The organism is Clostridium omnivorum (assembly GCF_026012015.1).
In the GTDB taxonomy this organism is placed as follows: Bacteria; Bacillota; Clostridia; order Clostridiales; family Clostridiaceae; genus Clostridium_AX; species Clostridium_AX omnivorum.
In genome coordinates, this window is record NZ_BRXR01000001.1 from 3,422,681 (window position 1) to 3,443,731 (window position 21,051).

15 protein-coding genes and 1 pseudogene are annotated in these 21,051 nt (G+C 31.8%); 11 read left to right on the forward strand and 5 right to left on the reverse strand.

All coding sequences use genetic code 11. The annotated features are described in order from the left end of the window. The first annotated feature begins 141 nt into the window (after nt 1-141). The 6 genes and pseudogenes from bsdE14_RS16040 (at nt 142) to bsdE14_RS16065 (ending at nt 9,103) form a co-directional block, all read left to right on the forward strand. On the forward strand, nt 142-711 hold the full coding sequence (locus bsdE14_RS16040; protein WP_264851011.1) for a hypothetical protein: 570 nt from the start codon (nt 142-144) through the stop codon (nt 709-711). A gap of 562 nt (nt 712-1,273) precedes the next feature. Beyond that, nucleotides 1,274-2,065: a flavodoxin family protein gene (locus bsdE14_RS16045; RefSeq protein WP_264851012.1), complete on the forward strand. Its 792-nt coding sequence runs from the start codon at nt 1,274-1,276 to the stop codon at nt 2,063-2,065. A 396-nt stretch (nt 2,066-2,461) separates the two neighbouring features. Beyond that, nucleotides 2,462-2,776, forward strand: coding sequence for a nucleoside triphosphate pyrophosphohydrolase (locus bsdE14_RS16050; RefSeq protein WP_264851013.1), 315 nt, complete (start codon nt 2,462-2,464; stop codon nt 2,774-2,776). Continuing rightward, a complete protein-coding gene (locus tag bsdE14_RS16055) occupies nt 2,766-3,935 on the forward strand; it encodes an HNH endonuclease domain-containing protein (RefSeq protein ID WP_264851014.1) in 1,170 nt (389 codons plus the stop codon). The genes bsdE14_RS16050 and bsdE14_RS16055 overlap by 11 nt, the downstream gene beginning before the upstream one ends. A 154-nt stretch (nt 3,936-4,089) precedes the next feature. Beyond that, nucleotides 4,090-5,856, forward strand: a complete 1,767-nt coding sequence (locus bsdE14_RS16060; protein ID WP_264851015.1) for a DUF262 domain-containing protein — start codon at nt 4,090-4,092, stop codon at nt 5,854-5,856. Nucleotides 5,857-6,125: 269 nt separating this feature from the next. Continuing rightward, nucleotides 6,126-9,103 (forward strand): annotated as a pseudogene (locus bsdE14_RS16065) (DEAD/DEAH box helicase). Between the two features lie 106 nt (nt 9,104-9,209). Here the strand turns inward: bsdE14_RS16065 and bsdE14_RS16070 are convergent. Continuing rightward, on the reverse strand, nt 9,210-9,593 hold the full coding sequence (locus bsdE14_RS16070) for a (deoxy)nucleoside triphosphate pyrophosphohydrolase (protein ID WP_264851016.1): 384 nt from the start codon (nt 9,591-9,593) through the stop codon (nt 9,210-9,212). A 206-nt stretch (nt 9,594-9,799) separates the two neighbouring features. Then, entirely contained in the window at nt 9,800-10,048 is a 249-nt protein-coding gene (locus tag bsdE14_RS16075) for a CPF_0552 family protein (protein WP_264851017.1), read from the reverse strand. A gap of 361 nt (nt 10,049-10,409) precedes the next feature. On the opposite strand from bsdE14_RS16075, the gene bsdE14_RS16080 reads away from it, so the two are divergent. Further along, nucleotides 10,410-10,763, forward strand: a complete 354-nt coding sequence (locus bsdE14_RS16080; protein WP_264851018.1) for a hypothetical protein — start codon at nt 10,410-10,412, stop codon at nt 10,761-10,763. A 101-nt stretch (nt 10,764-10,864) separates the two neighbouring features. Here bsdE14_RS16080 and mutT read toward each other — a convergent pair whose 3' ends face one another. Next, the gene (gene mutT / locus bsdE14_RS16085; protein ID WP_264851019.1) at nt 10,865-11,245 is read right to left on the reverse strand and encodes an 8-oxo-dGTP diphosphatase MutT; all 381 of its coding nucleotides are present in this window, start codon (nt 11,243-11,245) and stop codon (nt 10,865-10,867) included. A gap of 239 nt (nt 11,246-11,484) precedes the next feature. Between mutT and bsdE14_RS16090 the strand changes: the two genes are divergently transcribed. From bsdE14_RS16090 to bsdE14_RS16105, 4 genes are all read left to right on the forward strand, one after another. Then, a complete protein-coding gene (locus tag bsdE14_RS16090) occupies nt 11,485-12,867 on the forward strand; it encodes an amino acid permease (protein WP_264851020.1) in 1,383 nt (460 codons plus the stop codon). Between the two features lie 517 nt (nt 12,868-13,384). Next, nucleotides 13,385-15,190, forward strand: coding sequence for an ABC transporter ATP-binding protein (locus bsdE14_RS16095; RefSeq protein WP_264851021.1), 1,806 nt, complete (start codon nt 13,385-13,387; stop codon nt 15,188-15,190). 15 nt (nt 15,191-15,205) lie between these two features. Continuing rightward, a complete protein-coding gene (locus bsdE14_RS16100) occupies nt 15,206-17,038 on the forward strand; it encodes an ABC transporter ATP-binding protein (protein ID WP_264851022.1) in 1,833 nt (610 codons plus the stop codon). A gap of 153 nt (nt 17,039-17,191) precedes the next feature. Next, entirely contained in the window at nt 17,192-17,554 is a 363-nt protein-coding gene (locus bsdE14_RS16105; protein WP_264851023.1) for a PH domain-containing protein, read from the forward strand. A 66-nt stretch (nt 17,555-17,620) separates the two neighbouring features. On the opposite strand, the gene bsdE14_RS16110 is transcribed toward bsdE14_RS16105, so the two are convergent. Then, nucleotides 17,621-18,769: a lysozyme inhibitor LprI family protein gene (locus tag bsdE14_RS16110; protein ID WP_264851024.1), complete on the reverse strand. Its 1,149-nt coding sequence runs from the start codon at nt 18,767-18,769 to the stop codon at nt 17,621-17,623. Nucleotides 18,770-18,980: 211 nt separating this feature from the next. Beyond that, on the reverse strand, nt 18,981-21,035 hold the full coding sequence (locus tag bsdE14_RS16115; RefSeq protein ID WP_264851025.1) for a sensor histidine kinase: 2,055 nt from the start codon (nt 21,033-21,035) through the stop codon (nt 18,981-18,983). Nucleotides 21,036-21,051 lie beyond the last annotated feature (16 nt).

Below are 21,051 nucleotides of genomic sequence, written 5' to 3' on the forward strand. Positions count from 1 at the left end.
ATATTGATGTAGTTAAGATTTTGGTGGACAAATTTCGACGAAAGCCAAGTTAATATAGATATTCTTAATTACACTATTAATTCTAATTTAGTTCTCTAACTCATATATCTACTAGTGATAACATTTAATCAAGGAGTTAGGATGAAATTAAAATCCACGTATAGTTTTTTTAAAGCATATTTTAATTATGTTACTACTGGAAACATCAACTATGCTAGAGCAATTTCTGAGACTATGGAAGTTATCAGAGATACTTTGGAGCAAAAGAATTTGAGACCAATACAAATATACCTGCATAAGCCATATTCTCTTAAGATTGCAAAAGAAATGCTTCAGAGGTTAGTTCCACTTGCTATGTCACAATACCAAGATCCATTTAATGAAATCCAATATTTTAACATTACAGCAGATATAAATAAAAATTTAATTACTACTAATCATAAGGGTATAGATATACCCTTAGAAGGCGGATGTGATAAGAAAAATAATAAGCTTATTTTTCTTACATTTAGTCCACCAAGCAACATGAGAGAAGAAGTTAGAGTAATCAAAGGGCTGATTAAAGAATTTGTTGTAGCAGGTACTTCACTAACCAATATTGAAACTGTTGCTTATTGGGATTTAAGCAAAGGAAAGATAAAGGAGATAGAATATCAACCTTTACAACCGGTAGATAAACAGAGTTTAATTGATGCTGCTAATAGGATTTAAAAAATATCTGATTTAAGTCTCTTAATAATAAATTTTTGAGCAAATAGCAAAAACAAGTGCACTGCTTAAAATGGCATTGTGATTGGTTTTGCTATTTTATTATCTTAGAAGCAATATGCTAATATGATTTGCAAATAGTTTCTTAAGGTTTTAAATAGACGTTAGTATATTGAATATTCAGTGGATAAAGTTATAAAGATAGTATTTGGAATAATGGCTCCAAGTACATGCAGCTTTCTAGTAATCTCGGAGATGGTAGCATCTTTGATATTGAATATAATCCTATACTTCTTATTAACAACAAGGCTCTTCATTTAAAAAGTAAACAGATGAAGACGAGAATATTAAATGGGAAGAAATGATGAAGCTTATTATAAGTAAAGACACTGTGTGTATTGGGTTTCTCATTATCCATATAATCAATAGTTAAGTAGTCTATAATCATAATGAGTACAGGCTTTTTAATTGATAGTTAATTACCATAAGTTGTATAATTAATATATCAAAGTAATACGGACTTGTAAAAAAAGACGAAGTAAATAATATAATGGAGATATGTGAAATGAGAATATTGATAATCAATGGTAGTCCACATAAAGGAAATACATGGCGTTTAACGGAGGAAGTCAAAGAACAAATAGCAGTTATAGATAATACAGTAAAATTTGAGGAGATACATTTAAGTGAATTAAATATTCCATTTTGTATAGGCTGTAGCGTGTGTTTTAGAAAGGGGCATATTTTTTGTCCTCATAATCAGTATATCCAGCCTATTATGGATAAAATTGAAGGTTGTGATGGGGTAATTTTTTCTGTTTCCTGTTTTCAAGGTGCTGTTACCGCCATTACTAAAAATTTTACCGACCATTTGGCATTTTTACTTCATCGCCCCAGATACTTTTATAAAAAGGCTTTGATTATTTCAACTACAGGCGGTGTTTCTGCAAATAGTGTTACACAATCTCTAGCTAATACTTTACCAGGCTGGGGATTTAATAAATGCTATCAATTGCCTATTGTTGCATTGAGTTGGAATGCCTATAAACCAACTGAAAAGCATAAAAAAAAGGCATTTAAAATATCGAAGGCGTTTTATATTGATTTAAAATCAAAAAGACTTCATTCTCCGAAAATTGGAGTTTTAATTCCTTTCAACTTATTCCAAGCCATGTGTAAGGAATATACACCTGGATCAGAATACTCAACACAAGACGGAGTTTTTTGGAAAAAGTATGTTGGTATGAGATATGCTCCAGGAATTCCATTACCGATATACAAAATGGCGATTGGAAGGATTATCTATCAAATAGGGAAGTATCTTTCACCAAAGATGATTGTAACATACAAAAAATGAATATATCATTATAATGACATATTTCGTAATCTTCTTATATTCTAACGTAGCAACAATTATAACTTAAAAACATTTGAACTATTTGCCAACTTCCTATTATCCATATTAGTAGTAGATATAAGGACTAATAGGTTATAAATGGTATGAGTTCTGAAATATATTTTGAATAAATTGTTAAGTACATTATCATAAATTCATTAGTAAGTAGAGCTAACCCCACAGCTGAGGTTAGCTCTTATTCGCGTAAAAATGTAATAGACATATGGTATTTATTTTATAACTTTGCATATAATTCAGGAATCTAGCACAACCGACAAATTTCCCCTTATTAATACAGCATGATGGGTTTACAATGTAATTATGTAAATAAATTAAATTAACATAAAGGTGAGAAATATGAAAGTTTATAACAAATTAGTAAGAGATAAAATACCTGAGATTATAGAAGCTCAAGGTAATAAATATGATATAAGAATTGCTGATAAAGAAGAACACTATAAATTACTGGAAGCAAAGCTTCAAGAAGAGGTAAAGGAGTTTGTAGGAGGCAAAAACCTAGAAGAGCTTGCGGATGTAATGGAAGTGCTATATGGACTAGCTGATAATTTGGGATATAGTGAAGAGGATTTGAATAATAAGAGAATTGAGAAGCGGGAAAAAAGAGGGGGATTTAAGGAAGGTGTAGTCCTTCTTAAGGTTTATGAAGAGTAGTATTTATTTGCCTGAAGGCTTAATTTCATCAAAGGAAATACAAATAGGAGTTCCATATAGTGAAAAAGTAGATACTAGAACCTTTTCAAGGCTTTTAGATGATAATAAGGTAGTGGCAAGCTATAAGATGTATTGGCTGCTGGGAATATTAGAGGAAGTAAATATAGGGAACAACGAAATTGAGTTTAAGAAATTAATTGCTAGGATGATAGTTTATGCTTGGTATCCTCATACTCAGTACAAGCTTAGTTTTGGAAGCTTTGACAATCTGAAAAAGCCAATAAATTATGTAGCAGAGAAATATAGCTTTAAATCTAATTGCGATGAAAAAGAACTACTAGAATTCCTATATTCTAGCAATGATAATGAGCTGCTGAAAATGATGAAAGATCTAACTTTAGAAGTGCCTTACAGACTGCTATCACCATTCTTTTCATCAGAGCTTAGAGGGGTAAAGGACCATTTTAAAAATAAGCTAATTGTGCAGCAATCTTTAGCTAGTGATTGTTGCTTATATAAAATAATTAAAGATGATAAGGATTATATTTTAATAAATGATGGATGGGAAGATTATCTCAAAAATAATTATAGGGTTATTAAAGCTTGGATTTATTATAAATTAGTAGGATTCCTTCAAAAGAGAAATCCAAATACACCAGCTATACCATTTAAATTAGAAGCACCAAAGGTCAGAAAGTTGACTAAAGCGACAAAGTTATGGAATGAAATTATCCTGAGCAAAGGGGTAAGAGACATATATACAGGAAAAGACTTTAATGAGGATAACTATAAAAAATATGGGGTATTAAGTATAGATCACTTTGTACCTTGGAGCTTTGTTTTGCATGATGAAATGTGGAATCTTCTGCCTACATTTAAGAATGTAAATAGTTCAAAAAGTAATTGTTTATTGCCTTATGATTCTTATATTGATGGCTTCTGCGATGTACAATATAAGGCATTTACATATATGTGTGACAAAAGGAAGAAAGATGCGATGGAAGATTACATCAATATATTGAGATTGGACAATCCTTATATTTATTGTAAGAAAAATTATGAGGGTAGCTTTAAAAATAAGCTTAAAGAATGTATTTCACCACTTTATCAAATTGCTTTAAATCAGGGATTTGAGGTAAATGAAAAATTATTTTTATAAAATAATGGAGGAATTTAAGGGCGGAATAGGATTTTGGGAATTGCAGTGGGAGTGGTTAAAAGTGGAATAAGTTAGGAAGAAGCTTGGTTTATAAAAAATACATAAGAACAATATATAAATACTATAGCTAATAAGCATAATTGAGGAGGTCATTATGAAAACTAATGATAGACCAATAAATGAATTGATGAAAGATATAAGTGACGGAAAAATTCAATTGCCGGATTTCCAACGTGGATGGGTATGGGATGATTACAGAATACGTGCGTTAATTGCAAGCATTTCTAATAATTATCCTGTAGGGGCGGCAATGTTTTTAGAGTATGGAAATGTCAATATACGTTTTAAGTATAGAACAGTAGAAGGCTCTGATAACATTGGCGTAGTTCCGACAGAACTAATTTTAGATGGGCAGCAAAGACTTACATCAATATTTTCAGCAATGTTTTCTGAAAAACCGGTTAAGACAAGAACAGATAAAGGAAAGGATTTAGAGCAATTTTATTTTTTGGACATCAATAAGTGTTTATCAACTGATATAGATAGAGTAGATGCTATCATATCAGTTCCAAAGAGTAAAATTGTTACAACAAATTTTGGACGAGATGTAATACTAGATTTATCGTCTCAGGATAAGGAATTTGATCAGCATATGTATCCTTTAAATCTTATATTGAATTTTACAAAGAGTTCACAATGGCAGAATGCTTACTATGCTCATCACAGTTTTAATCCTGATATTATGAAAAAATTTATTGAATTTGGTGAAAAGATTACAGTTCCTATGATGCAATATAAAATTCCGGTTATAACGCTTGAGAAGGATACACCTAAGGAAGCAGTATGTCAAGTATTCGAGAATGTTAATACAGGTGGTGTATCTTTGACGGTGTTTGAATTGGTTACAGCAGTATTTGCTATGGATGACTTTGAATTGCGTAAAGATTGGGAAAAACGATATGCGGATTCATTTGGTGGAGATATACTATCTATTGTTACAGCAACAGATTTTCTAACAGCTATTACACTATTATCCTCTTATAAGAGTGGTGGAACAGTAAGCTGTAAAAAGAAGGATGTCTTGAATTTGACATTGGAAAACTATAAAAAATATGCTGATGAGTTAACAAATGGATTTGTTGAGGCAGAGAAACTTCTTAATGAAGAACGAATTTTTATGAGTAGAGATTTACCATATACTACGCAACTAATTCCGTTAGCAGTGATATGTACACTGCTTGGTAACAAGATACATATTACAACTAATAAAGATAAAATCAAACGTTGGTATTGGTGTGGAGTATTTGGCGAATTGTATGGAAGTGCTAATGAAACTAGATATGTTAATGATATTGTAGGATTAATGGAATGGATTGAAAACTGCGGAAGTGAGCCTAAGACAGTAAATGAGGCATACTTTTATCCAACAAGACTGCTAAGTTTGCAGTCACGTCAAAGTGCTGCATATAAAGGCATTATGGCATTAATACTAAAAGAACATTGTAAGGATTTCATAAGCGGAAGAGAAATGGATTTTACAGTTTACAAATCGGATGCAGTTGATATACATCATATATTCCCAAGAAAATATTGTGAGAGTATGGGATATCCAAGCAAGAAGTGGAATTCTATTGTAAATAAAACACCTATTTCTTATAGCACTAACAGAGAAATCGGAGGTGTAGCACCAAGCAAATATATAGGTAAAATTGAAAAAAACGGGAAGGTTTTATCATCTGTATTGGATGATTATTTAATTACACATAAAATAAATCCAGCACTATGTAGAACTGATGATTTTGATGCATTTATATTAGATAGAGCGAAACAACTTCTTGATGTAATTAGCAAAGCTATGGGAAAACAAATTAATGGACGTGACAGTGAAGATGTTGTAAATAGTTTTGGTGGGATATTATAGTTTATTTTAATATTGTAATTGTTTCCGCAAATTTCCTCTTAATTATGTGGTAGGAAAAGAATGTTGTGGCATTATATTAATTTTAATATCCTTTTCCACTTCAGATTTTTAAGTTGTATAAGAAAAGGTTATTGATTAAAAGAAGTTAAAGATACTGAAACGCTTCAGTAGTAGTAAAAATAAAAAAACTTATAGTAAAAACTCTAGAATCTATTTATGAAGCTTATTGCTGGTGAAGCAAAACACTGGAATAGTTAAAAGGAGTACAAATGAACAATTTAATACAAAAGAGTAATGGAGTAAAAGTAGAAAATATTATAGATATTAAACCAATTGAGGAAACTAATGATAGTAAGCTCAAAATTACTTCAGATATTTTAAAGGCAAGTAAAACAGGACTGATTAATAATTTAATAGATTCTAATTTGGCTTTGAGACCTAAGCTTATTATTAATGATTTTAATAAGGGAAGTAAAGTTTTAAGCGATATTGTAGGAGAGCTTTCTAAATGCAGTGAATTTATGATATCCGTTGCTTTTATTACAAGCAGTGGAGTGTTGCCACTCTTAGAGACTTTAAAGAATTTAGAGAGAAAAGGTGTGCAAGGAAAGATTTTAACTACAGATTATTTAACCTTTAGCGAGCCAAAAGCATTGAAGAAGCTATTAGAGTTTTCTAATATTAAGGTTAAATTATATAGTAAGGATAACTTTCATACTAAGGGGTACATTTTTAAGCATAATGACTATTATAAACTTATTGTTGGGAGTTCTAATTTAACACAAACTGCTTTAACTAAAAATAAAGAGTGGAATATAGAAGTATCTTCATTAGAAGAAGGGTCACTTACTGAGGAAGTATTGAATGAGTTTCAATCAATGTGGCAGGAAGCTGATGATTTAACTTTAGAGTGGATCAAAACCTATGAAGAAATATACTCAAAACAGAGAGAATATACAAGAAAAAGTAAGGTTCCAAGAATTTCTCAATATACACTAAAGCCCAATAAAATGCAAGTATCAGCAATACAGGCTCTAGAAAATATAAGAAAAAAGGGTTGTAATAAAGCGTTAATAATTTCGGCTACTGGTACGGGAAAAACTTATTTATCAGCCTTTGATCTTAGAAATTACAATCCTGAAAGAGCATTATTTATTGTACATAGAGAGCAAATAGCAAAGCAGGCACTTAATAGCTATAAAAATGTTTTTGGTGATACTAGGAGTATGGGAATCCTTTCCGGAAGTTTTAAGAAGTTGATAAAGATTTTATTTTTTCTACAGTACAAACTTTATCAAAAGATGAAGTGCTGCAGAGTTTTTATAAGGATCAATTTGAATATATTATCATTGATGAAGTGCATAAAGCAGGTGCTGCTACCTATCAAAAGATTGTAGATTATTTTGAACCTAAGTTTTTACTAGGTATGACAGCTACACCTGAAAGAAATGATGATTTTAATATTTTCAAAATGTTTGATTATAATGTTGCATATGAAATTCGTCTTCAGCAGGCATTAGAGGAAGATCTATTATGCCCATTTCATTACTTTGGAATTACTGATATATCTATAGATGGGAATACTCTTGATGAAAATACTGATTTTAGATATTTAGTAGATGATGAAAGAGTAAACCACATTATAAATAGAATTAATTTTTACGGCTTCTGCGGTGAAAGAGTAAAGGGATTAATTTTTTGTAGTGATAAAAAAGAGGCTAAGGCACTATCTAATAAGTTTAATGAACGTGGCTATAAAACATTAGCATTAACTGGGGATAACTCTCAGGAGGAACGTGATGAGGCGATTCAGCGTTTAGAGCAAGATGAAACTGAAAATAGTCTAGATTATATTTTTACTGTAGATATTTTTAATGAAGGTGTTGATATTCCAGCAGTTAACCAGGTAGTAATGTTGAGGCCTACTAAGTCAGCTATTATTTTTGTACAGCAATTAGGTAGAGGACTTAGAAAACATAGTGAAAAAGAATATGTTGTTATCATAGATTTTGTTGGAAATTATAATGGCAATTTTTTAATTCCAATAGCACTTTCTGGCGATAGATCCTATAATAAGGATACTATTAGAAAATATGTTATGGAAGCAAATAGATTGATTCCAGGCTGCTCTACTGTTAATTTTGATGAAATTTCAAAGAAGCGTATTTTTGAATCCATAGACAAAGCTAACTTTAATGACATTAAGCTTATTAAGAAAAGCTACAGTGCATTAAAACAAAAATTAGGTAAAATCCCTGTTCTTATGGAATTTGATTTATATGAAGCTATAGACCCTGTTAGAATATTTGATAGTAGTTCTTTAGGCTCTTATCATAAATTTTTAACTAAGTATGATAAGGAATATACAATAAAATTTAGTGAAACCCAAGAAATGTTTATTGAATTTATTTCTAAAAAGCTTGCAGCAGGAAAAAGAGTTCATGAATTAGAAATGCTTAAATGTGCTATAAATTATAAAGATAATTTGATAAGCAGACTAAAATATACACTGAAAGAACAATATGATATAGATTTTAATGATAATACAGAAACATCTATTGTGAATGTACTTACCAATGGATTTGCCTCGGGAGCCGGAAAGAAAACCTATGAAAAATGTATCTTTATAGAAAAGAACGGCTCTGACTATAATATTTCTAAGTTTTTCCTAGAAAATCTAGAAAACCAGGATTTTAAGAGAAGTATTCTGGAATTGGTTGAGTTTGGAATAAATAGATATAAGAATTTTTATAACAATAGATATATGAACACAAGTTTTCAATTATATCAAAAATATACCTACGAAGATGTTTGCAGGCTGCTTGAATGGGAAAAAGGAGAGGTTGCACTTAATATTGGTGGCTACAAATTTGATAAAAAGACTAAAACCTATCCAGTGTTTATTAATTATGAAAAGTCAGAAGATATTTCAGATACTACAAACTATGAAGATAGATTTTTGTCACCATCACAGCTAATTGCAATATCAAAAGCAGGTAGAACTGAAAGTTCCGATGATGTTAGACAAGCATATAATGCAGAAAAAGACGGAGTTGAAATGTACTTGTTTGTAAGGAAAAATAAGGATGACAAAATATCAAAGGAATTTTATTTTTTAGGAAAAATAAAGGCTGTAGGATTACCTGAAACCTTTACTATGAAAAATACTAATAAAACTGCTGTGGAAATTAATTATCAATTATATACATCTGTAAGACAGGATATTTATGATTATATAATTTCATAGGGGAAAATCTAGCTAGATGATAATATAAATTCAAATAAAAAGTGGTGTTTGTTTAACCTTATCCAAAGCTTAACAAATGCCACTTTCTTATTTTAAAAATCTATATTTAGTTATGCTTAAGTTTCTCAACTACTAAAATATCTGCTGGCACCCAATTAAGAGTATTCATTTCAGCTTCAGTTAACCATTTAGCAGCATTGTGAGCGTTTAAGTGTAATTCGCCGCTTTTTATATTACATATAAAGCAATGCATTGTAAGATGAAAAGTTGAGTAATCATACTCAATTGTAGTTAAAAATTCATCAACATTAATGTCCACTTCTAATTCTTCCTGAATTTCACGAATAAGAGCTTCTTCTCTTGTTTCAGAAGGTTCTATTTTTCCACCTGGAAACTCCCACATATTTTCAAATTCACCATAGCTGCGACGAGTAGCTAGAATTTTATTATCATGTTTTATAATAGCTGCAACTACTTCTATTGTCTTCATATATATACCCTCCATTTAAACTAATACAATTAAATGTTCTTGAGTATTATAGCACTATAAGTATCTTGGGACAAGTAAAAGTAAGATTCTTTGGTGAATGTGCCATTGATGAGCTACTGGGATCTACTGTGATGTTTCGTTTAGTACTCAGATATCTTGCTGTAGATTTTTAAGCATAAAATAAAAAAGGAGAAGGCGTGCTTCTCCTAAAGAGTCATATGCTTTACTTTTACGCCCTCTACATCCTCTAGTTCTTTTTCAAGGGTATTTACATCTTCTTTCTGTCCTTGGACATGCAAAAGTATAAGTCCTCTATTAGCACAAAAGTTTTCATCTGCTTCGTGAAGTCCAAGTCTAGTCTTTATAATGCAACCATGCTTTGTTAAAACTGTCTGTACCTGTGGAGCATGATCAGCTCTTGGATCAATAGTTAAAGCCATTATAGTAGTTTCCATAATAAAACCTCCAATACATATTTATCTATAGTTTTTCCAAAGGTAAGTAGTCCTATGTACACATGATTTGATGATGTTGTAATTAAAAAGGGCTTACTATGATGTGTAAGTCCTTGATTCAACTATATGCAATAACAAAAAGCATTTAAATAGCAGCTATCACTTTTGTTCTAAAGGACTTGCCCTTACTAGCTTTTTAACATCAGCAGAAGGTTCTCTATATTTTCTCCAGTAAAAAGTTAATGACGAATAAACAATGATTAAAAAGTGCTAAATATTTTTATTTATAAATGAAAGTGTAACACTTTTAATCCTCTTTGCATACTCTGCTAGTAGATAGAAGTAAGTAGGAGAGGTTTAAATGGAAAAAGTTTCATCTAAAAGATTAATTGTTAATTTGGAAGAATACGTTGTTGAAGTAGCTCAGGAAAAAGCCAATATTATGTTTAAAGGAGATCTAGATTGTTATATTAATTGGCTTATATGCAGTAATAATAAGCATGAGATTAAGAAAAAAGTAAAACTCATTGATGAAGTTTTAGAAGCAAAAAAACCACAGTCTATACCTGATACTGTAAAAACTGCTATGTATAATAATGAATGCGATTTTTGCAAAGAGCCTATTTATCAAGGAGAAGAAATTTGTCAGGCAGAAGGGTATGAACATTATATTCATAAAAAGTGCTGCAAGAAAGAAAGTAAAACAAATTTTTAAGCAATTTATAAGGTAGTGTAAATTTATATTCTTTATAAAAATGGTATTTATTCAAGCTGAATAAGTATCATTTTTAATTTTAAGCTTTTTTATAAATATTTTTATTGTTTAAGTTTCTCAACTACTAAAATATCTGCTGGGACTAAGTTAAGACTATTCAATTCATCTTCAGTTACCCATCTAGCGGCATTATGAGCGTTTAGGTGTAATTCACCGCTTATTATATTACAAATAAAGCAATGCATTGTAAGATGAAAATTTGGGTAATCATAATCAATAGTAGTTAAAAATTCATCAATATTAACATCTACTTCTAATTCTTCCTGAATTTCTCGAATAAGAGCTTCTTCTCTTGTTTCTGAGGGCTCTATTTTTCCACCTGGAAACTCCCACATATTTTCAAATTCACCATAGCTGCGACGAGTAGCCAGAATTTTATTATCATGCTTTATAATAGCTGCAACCACTTCTATTGTCTTCATTGATATTCCTCCATTAAGTTAAAAACAAATAAATGTATCTTGAGTATTATAGCACTATGAGTATGGTGGAACAAGTAGTTGCAAAGAATATGCTTCTAAATGAGTACACATAGTTCTTGCATTTTAATTATTCAAATTACACCTTTCATATCATTGAATAAATAAATATTAATTGCAAAAAATTGTGATTGAAGCAACACAGCTTTAGAAACGGTAATATTTAGAAAGGTGGAATATGTATGTCAGAAAATCAAAATTTATCGAGGGGACTAAAAAATCGTCATGTTCAGTTGCTTGCAATTGGAGGTGCAATTGGTACTGGATTATTCCTTGGTTCAGGCAGATCCATTCATTTGGCTGGCCCATCTATTTTATTCGCCTATATGATAACAGGGGTAATTTTATTTTTTGTGATGCGTGCCCTTGGTGAATTATTGCTTTCTAATTTAAACTACCATTCCTTTGTAGACTTTGTATATGATTATCTAGGATCTACAGCAGCATTTATTACTGGATGGACCTACTGGTTTTGCTGGATTTCACTTGCTATGGCTGATGTAGCTGCCACTGGACTTTATATACAATACTGGTTTCCCAATATAGCTCGATGGATTCCAAGCCTTATAGTTCTTGTAATTTTACTAATTATGAACCTTACCGCAGTAAAGTTATTCGGTGAAATGGAATTCTGGTTTGCATTAATTAAAGTTGTTGCAATTTTATCACTAATTATAGTTGGTACATTTATGATTATTAAAGGATTTTCTACAAATGCTGGTGTATCTAGCTTTACAAACCTTTGGAGTCATGGCGGGTGGTTGCCAAACGGTGTAAGTGGTTTTATCCTTTCCTTCCAAATGGTTGTATTTGCTTTTACTGGAATCGAATTAGTTGGTTTAACAGCTGGTGAAACTGAAAATCCAGAATATGTTATTCCAAAGGCTATTAACAATATTCCAATTAGAATTATTATTTTCTATATGGGAGCACTTACTGTTATTATGAGTATATACCCATGGAATTCAATTAATCCAGTTAAAAGCCCATTTGTACAGGTATTTGCTGCAGTGGGAATCACAGCAGCAGCAAGCATTGTAAATTTTGTTGTACTAACATCAGCTGCATCTGCTTGTAACAGCGGTATTTTCAGCACAAGCCGTATGGTTTACTCTCTTGCTAAAAAAAATAATGCGCCTGAGTCGATGAAAAAATTAACTTCTAATCACGTACCTTATAATGCTACAATATTCTCTGCTGCTGTTATCTTGATTTCAGTTATTTTGAACTATATTATGCCAGAAGGGGTATTTGTACTAATTACAAGTATATCAACATTCTGCTATATCTTCATTTGGGCAATTATAGTTATCTGCCATCTAAGGTATCACAAAGCCAATCCTGAACTTGCTGCTAAGAGCAAATTTAAAATGCCACTATATCCAATAATAAACTATGTAATTCTAGCATTTTTTGCTTTTGTTATAGTTACATTGGCACTTAATAATGAAACTCGTGTAGCCCTATTTGTAACACCTGTATGGTTTATACTGCTTTGGATGATTAACAAGAGAATCAAATCAAAAATGAAAAATGAAGAAGCTAGCAAAAAAGATATAGCATAGGTCAATACTATAAGGTAGTTTTTTTATATCTATGGTAAAAAATAATATTTTATTGCATTTTGTGGGATTTATCTATATAATGGATATATAGGTAAAAAATATTTAAACAGGAGGTTATGAATATGTTAAGAACTAGATGGTTCATGCTCGGCAATGTAGGGTTATTTCATAAATTTAATAAATTAAACATTCATGACCTTGGTGTGCATTTTTCAATGTAATTATTTTGTTGCCTTTTGAAATGTATATATGCCATAGGTTGTGCGCCTATGGCTTTTTATTTTAGTAATAAAGGATATTGCCTTTTAAACCTCAATTTCCTATTGCTAATTTTGCTTACAAAGCCGTAGAATTTTATGTTCTTCGGCTTTTTTATTTATAAACTTTTGTTTTATTGAAAGGAAGGGAAGAAAAATGTTTAAAAATTATGTTAAGAAAATGCGGAAATGGGATTCTACTTTTTATACTTGAGTATGCAAAATTTTTATCTCATCAATATTAAGGGGGGGCTTATTATATGAAGAAATTGTTTAAGTTAATTAAGGGAAATAGATTGTTATATCTTGCAGCCATGATGGCTATAGCAATATCTACCTTTCTATCTACACTAGAGCCTATGGTTACTAAAGTAACTATAGATTCAATAATTGGAAATAAACCTTTAGACGTACCAGCACCTATTGCTAGGTTCGTAGTGTTCTTAGGCGGTAAGGATGTATTATGGAGAAATTTATGGATTTGTGCCTTATGTCTTGTTGCAATAACCAGTACAAGAGGAATATTTTTATTCTTAAGAGGAAAGCTCTCCTCTCAGGCTGCTGAAAATATTGCACGAAATATGAGAGAAAAACTTTATGATCATATTCAAAACCTGCCTTATGGCTACCATGTAAAGGCTGAATCAGGAGATTTAATTCAACGCTGTACCTCAGATGTAGACACAGTTAGAAAATTCTTTGCAAATCAAATGGTTGATATAGGAAGGGCAATTTTTATAGTAACTTTTTCACTTATAATGATGCTTTCATTAAATAAAAAGATGACATTGATTGCAATGATTATAGTACCTTTTATATTTATCTTTTCCTATGTATTCTTCAACAAAATAAAAAGTACCTTCGAAAAATCAGATGCTCAGGAAGGTGTACTGACTTCAATACTTCAAGAAAACCTTAGCGGAGTAAGGGTGGTAAAAGCCTTTGGAAGGCAAACCTTTGAGATCGAAAAATACGAAAAGGAAAATGCTAAATATAGAGATTTAACCTTCAAGTTGATTAAATTACTTTCTACCTATTGGTCACTATCAGACTTTCTTTGTATGACTCAAATAGGATTAGTTCTAATGTCTGGTATTTATTTTGCAGTTAAAGGTGAGATAACACTAGGTACATTAGTAGTTTTTAACACCTATGAAGGAATGTTATTATGGCCTATTAGACAGCTAGGAAGAATCCTTTCCGATATGGGAAAAATGACTGTTTCATTAGGAAGAATAACAAATATCCTTGAAATACCTGAAGAGCAGGAGCATGGAAAAGCATTAAAACCAGAGATTCAAGGAGAAGTTACCTTTGAGAATGTAACCTTTGAATATGATAAAGATAGTGAAGTGCTTAATGATATAAGCTTTACGGTAAAGAAAGGAGAAACAGTAGCCATTGTTGGACCTACTGGTTCTGGTAAATCATCACTTATGCATCTTCTATTAAGACTTTACGACTATAATAAAGGTTCCATTAAGATTGATGGCATAGAGCTTTCTGATATAGAAAGAAAATGGATAAGAAACAATGTAGGAATCGTGCTTCAAGAGCCCTTTCTATATTCAAGGACTATAAAAGAAAATATTAAAATAGCAAAGCTAGATAGTGAAGACATTGAAATCGAAAATGCAGCTACGGCAGCAGCAGTACACAATGTTATAACTTCCTTTGAAAAAGGCTATGACACTATAGTTGGAGAAAAAGGTGTTACATTATCAGGAGGACAAAGACAAAGGGTTGCAATTGCAAGAACCCTTATTAAGAAGATGCCTATTCTTATATTTGATGACTCTTTAAGTGCAGTTGATGCTGAGACTGATAGATTAATCAGAGAAGAATTAAAGAAGAAGAGTGCAGACAACACTACCTTTATAATCTCTCACAGAATCTCAACAGTTATGGATGCAGATAAGATTATAGTTCTAAATCATGGAAAAGTCGAAAGTATAGGCACTCATGATGAGTTAGTTAATAAGGATGGTATCTATAAGAGAATATGGGAGATACAAAATTCATTGGATACCTTTGACGAGGAAGATAATAAGGCATGCAATGAGTAAAAGGGGGATGATGTTATGGCTAGAATTGATGAAAATAAAGTAACAGAAAAAATAGATATAGGTATATGGAGAAAGCTCTTTAAATATCTTACAGAGTTCAGAAGAGGACTTGCATTTATGGCATTATTAATGGTAGGAGTTGCAGGCATAGATGCTATTATGCCTCTTCTCACCCGTTATGCCATAGATAATTTTATAGCAAAGAAAACTATGGATGGATTAAAACTTTTTGCAGTAGCTTATTTTAGCATAATTTGCTTTCAAGTATTTAATATAAAAATGTTTATTTGGCAAGCAGGAAAAATTGAAACCCACCTGGCTTATCATATAAGAAAGCTTGGCTTTAAAAGGCTTCAACAGCTGTCTTTTTCTTATTATGATAATTCTTCAGTAGGATGGCTTATGGCAAGAATGACCTCAGACGTAGCAAGACTTAGTGAAATTATTTCCTGGGGACTAATCGATATGGTATGGGCATTAGTTATGATGATTGGCTTTTTAGGAATAATGTTCTACTGCAATGTAAAGCTGACATTAATAAGCATGTGCGTAGTACCTCCCCTATTTGTTATAGGAATGTTTTTTCAAAAGAAAATTTTAAAATCTTATAGAAATGTAAGAAAAATAAATTCTCAATTAACAGCGGATTTTAGTGAAGAGGTGGCTGGTGCTAAGACTACAAAGACTCTTGTGAGAGAAGGAGAAAACCTGAAGGAATTTAGGCAGGATGCCACTAATATGAGAAATTCTGCTGTAAGAGCAGCAATGTTCTCCGCGCTTTTCCTTCCAATAGTCATATCTATGGGAAGCATAGGTACGGGCTTTGCAATTTGGATTGGTGGAAAAAGTGTTATAGGAGGCACCTTATCTTACGGTACCTTTGTAATGTTTATTGCTTATACGGTTCAATTCTTTGATCCAGTAAGCCAGCTGGCTGGAACTATCGCAGAGCTTCAACATGCTCAGGCTTCAGCAGAAAGAATAATCTCTCTTGTAGAAACTGAACCAGATATATGGGATAGAGAAGATGTAATTAAAAAATATGGTGATTTATTTGATGCTAAAAAAGAAAACTGGGAAGAGCTTCACGGTGATATAGAATTTAAGAACGTTTGCTTCTCCTATAAAAATGGAGAAAAAGTACTTGAAAACTTTAACCTTAAGGTTAAGAAAGGTGAAACAGTTGCTCTTGTTGGAGAAACAGGCTCTGGAAAAAGCACTATAGTAAATTTGATTTGTAGATTCTATGAACCAAACAGTGGAGAAATATTGATAGATGGAGTTGACTACAGAGAAAGATCTCTGTTATGGCTTCAATCTAATATAGGTTATGTGCTTCAAAGTCCGCACCTATTTAGCGGAACTGTTAGAGACAATATAAGATATGGAAAGCTTGAAGCAACGGAGGAAGAAATTGAAATAGCAGCAAAGCTTGTAAATGCTCATAGCTTCATAATGAAAATGGAAAAAGGCTATGACACAGAGGTTAGTGAAGGTGGCGGCAACCTTTCAACTGGTGAAAAGCAGCTTATCTCCTTTGCTAGAGCTATAGTAGCAAGCCCTGCCCTATTTGTACTGGATGAAGCAACCTCCTCTATAGATACAGAAACTGAAAGAATGATACAAAACGCTATAGATAAAGTACTCCATAACAGAACAAGCTTCGTTGTAGCTCATAGACTTTCAACTATAGTTTCTGCTGATAAAATCCTTGTAATAAGAAATGGTAAAATCACAGAAGCAGGAACCCACAGAGAATTGATAAGAAAAAAAGGTTACTATTATAACCTGTATACTAATCAACTTCTTGAAGAGAAAGAAATGGAAAGCAAGGCTGTGGTTTCATAAAAACTTCTGCGAGAGTAGAGAACCTTGAAGAGTTTATGAAAATTACACTTAGAACTTGAGGTATTAAGTATTAATATATGCTAAATTATGGTAATATATATAAATAACTAAACTATATCTATTTTAAATTAATTTTATAGGAGGCTGAGGGTTATGGGGATTTTTAATGCTACTGAGTATTCAGTTCAAATGGCTGAAAAGGAATTTGGTAAGCTGCTTGCTCCAGGTGAGAGAATTGAAAGGGCATACAGATTAATTAGGGATACCTTTATTTTTACTGATAAAAGATTGATACTAATTGATGTTCAAGGAATAACAGGAAAGAAGGTTGAAAGCCATTCTATTCCGTATAAATCAATATCACATTTTAGTGTTGAAAGCGCTGGGGTAATGGATTTAGATGCAGAGTTAAAAATATATATCAGTGGTAATATGACTCCAATAGAAAAGACATTCAGCAAAAACCTAAATATATATGAGGTACAGTCAGTATTGGCAGGCTATGTATTAAAATAATTAGAGGCGATTAAAATTATCGCCTCTTTCTTATAGTGAAGGTGTTATTCTATAAGGTAAACTTCATCATTTCATATATTTGTCTACCAATTGGTAACATCTTTCTTGCGTTGATTTTGCCAAAGATCCCGCATATAAAACTTTTTCCATAGTACCACCGGCCATTTCTGCTGCATCCTTTTTAGCTTTAGCATCTCTATCTTTTATCCACTGAAGTTCTTCGTTTTGTAATTTTTTCATATCAGTTGCGGATAACTGAGTTTTTAAAACGCCATAGATTTCATTTAATGCGGTATCCCATTGTTTATATTCTTTATATGCCTCTTGATACATATCATTGGTAGTTGCAGAGGGAGAATTAGCTCCCTTAAACTCTAATTTAATTTTATCTAGTTTAGCTTTGTATTCCTGCTTTTTACTGCCTTGATTAGAGGGATTACTTTGAGTATTGGAACTAGATTGATTATCTGCTATTTTTGTTTTAATGTTGCTTTCGGAAAGTTCATACCAATCTACGTCTTTTTTTTCATTTTGTTTTTTAGTAAAAGAATCAAATGCTTCTTTTGAAACGGGTTTATTATTAATGAAGTAGGATATGGATAAACCCTTAGTGTTTTGACTTGACTTCATATATCCTAATACATCAGTTTCATAGGCATTTGAATTGAATTTCAGTTTTGAACATTCGTTATCATATGCACCGCCTGAACTCCAAAAGGTGCCGTCAACCTTAAGCATTTCTAAACCTCTGTACACTTTAAAGTATCCATAAACTTTACCATTCATATAATGAAGGATTTCGTAAAACTCTGGATGATCACCCGCTGTTAATTCAAGAACAACCTCAGGTATTTTGTCACCATCCATATCAAGTACTGCGAAACGCGTTGCTTTGAAGGTAGTATCATAAAGCTTTTTATTAGTTAAAAAATCCTTCAAATATATATCTTGCTTGTTATCTGTGCTATAAAATTCAGCCTTATTTTGTAGTGCTGCTTTATATGCATTCATTGCTAAATTCTTAGTGTTTGTATTTTCATCTTTGCTATCTGAAGAAGTACTTGTAACTGTAGCTTTTACATCTTCATTATTTGTAGCACTTACAACTGTGGATTCCTTGCTATTTTGCTGTGCAGTATTATCCTTAATAGATTTTCCGCAGCCTGCCAAAAGCATAGGAACTGTGATAATTGCTAAAAGTATTTTTTTATTCATTTTAACCTCCATTTAAAACTCTGCTTTGTTAACTTATTTTATTTTGAAATTTATAGAGCTTATTAAATATATCTTATAGAATTATATATCAAATTTACCTAAAAATAGTTACATAGTAGTTACAAAGCAGGCGTGCCATCAGGAAGCTTAGTTTGGCACACTAAAGTTCCTTTTATCCTGCAAAAGAAAAATTATTTTACTTTCTAGAGGACTATATATCAGAAAACTCTATATTTACTTTTTCTACAGGTGCTGTTTTAAGGTTCAGCTTTTCAGAGTTTTGTTTTTTAGTCTCAGGTAATGTGGCTGGTAAAGTGATAATGAAGGTGGTGCCTATGCCATACTCACTCTCCACTGAAATTGTACCTTTGTGCAGTTCCACCAGTGATTTAACCAGTGATAGACCAATACCGCTGCCTTCCTGTGATCTAGTGAGGGATTTGTCAACTTGGACAAATCTCTCAAATATTGAGTTAAGATCATCTTTTTGCATTCCAATTCCTGTATCCTTTACACGGATTGTAACACTGTCATCACTATCTGTAAGTTCTACGGTGATTGTTGCTCCAGGATTAGAAAACTTTACTGCATTGGAAAGTAAGTTTAGCATCACTCTCTCTATTTTATCCTTGTCAAAGCACATGTATTTTTCTTCAACGTCCGTATCAAAGCATAATTCAATTCCATTGTTCTTGATATAATTAGCAGCTGACATGGTGGTATCCTCCACTGCTGCTACTATGTCATTGTAATTAAAATCCGGTTCTATATAGCCAGATTCAATTTTTGAAATATCTATAATATTATTAACCAGCCGAAATAATCTATAACAATTTTGTTTCATAATCTTAAGGTGTTTTTGAAGCTCTATTTGGTCGGCTGAAATTTTACCATTATCAATGTAAAGCTTTATAAGCTGTATGGTGCTTAGTATAATATTAATAGGAGTACGAAGTTCGTGGGACATATTTACAAAGAATTCGTTTTTCATCTTATCGTACTTTGACATCTCAAGCAGTAACTTTTTCTTTTCTTCTAAAATTTCTTCCTTCAACTTTATTTCTTCAGAGTATACCTCAAGCTTAGCCTGGGATTCTGCTAAATGTACAATGATAGAAAAGAACATACTTACAATGAAGAAAAGCATAGCCCATTGTGTAAAAAATTTTAATTTCACTGTATCAATAACAGTGTACCAGCGGATTAAGTCTATGATTGCAAATACATAGAGTAAAATAAAGTTCATACCAAAGACTCTTTCTATTTTTGTTCCTTTGAACAAAGATTTTACCGTCATAAAGGTTATAGTCATTATTATGCATATTAATAATACATGAAAATACTTCATGGAGTTATATATGGAAAAGATGTGTAAAAGGCTGCCTGCAATGCTAAGCGCTGTAAAAATGGATGTAATTATGGCTAATAAGTTCAATAGGGCTGCAAATTTACTGTTTAGTATACTTTTTAAAAATAAACATAACCAAACAGGCATAAGGTATATAGAAGTTAGATTTAAGTACAGCCAAAGCACAGGAGCATTTAAGAAATACTGCTTTACGCTGGTATTGGAAAGTAACCATATACCAGTAAAAATTGAAAATAGACCTAAATATAATAAGGGTTTTTTATTGTTTCTTAACTTATCTATAAAGGATATTAAAAAGGAGCATATGCCTACAAAAACAAAAAGTCCAACAAGCACTATTGTATCTATATCCTGCTTAAAAAGCTTTTCGGGGAAGCCGCTTTTAGGTCCTATATCAAATTTCCCCAAGATTCCAGTGCTAAATTTATTTAGAGAATACATTCTTATATAAACGGTTTTCCCAGCATAATCCTTTGGAAGAGTTATTATGTGCCAGGATGTACCTGGGGAATATTTATCATTAATAGTATTAAAATCTCCAAATTTGCTTATCAATTTGCCATCTAAATATAATTCAAAGGTTTTATCATAGGTATAAAGTAATAAAGCAGGCTCGTCAACATGATAATCCGAGAGAGTGGTTTTTATCCAAAGATAGTTGCTGTCTATATTACTCTTTCCTTCTTGTGGGGCACTGCAAGGCAGCCAGCTAGTAGAGCTGCTTTTATCTTTTACCCAGACTGGTATACCGGCTTCATCCATAGGAGAATCCCCAACTCTATATTCCCATTTATGATCATCAATAGAACATGAAGTTTTAAGGACTTCCTCTGCATATACAGAATGCACGCTGGCAAAAAGTATAAAAATCACTAAAGCAAAAAACAGTTTCTTCATTAGCAAGTCCCCCTTA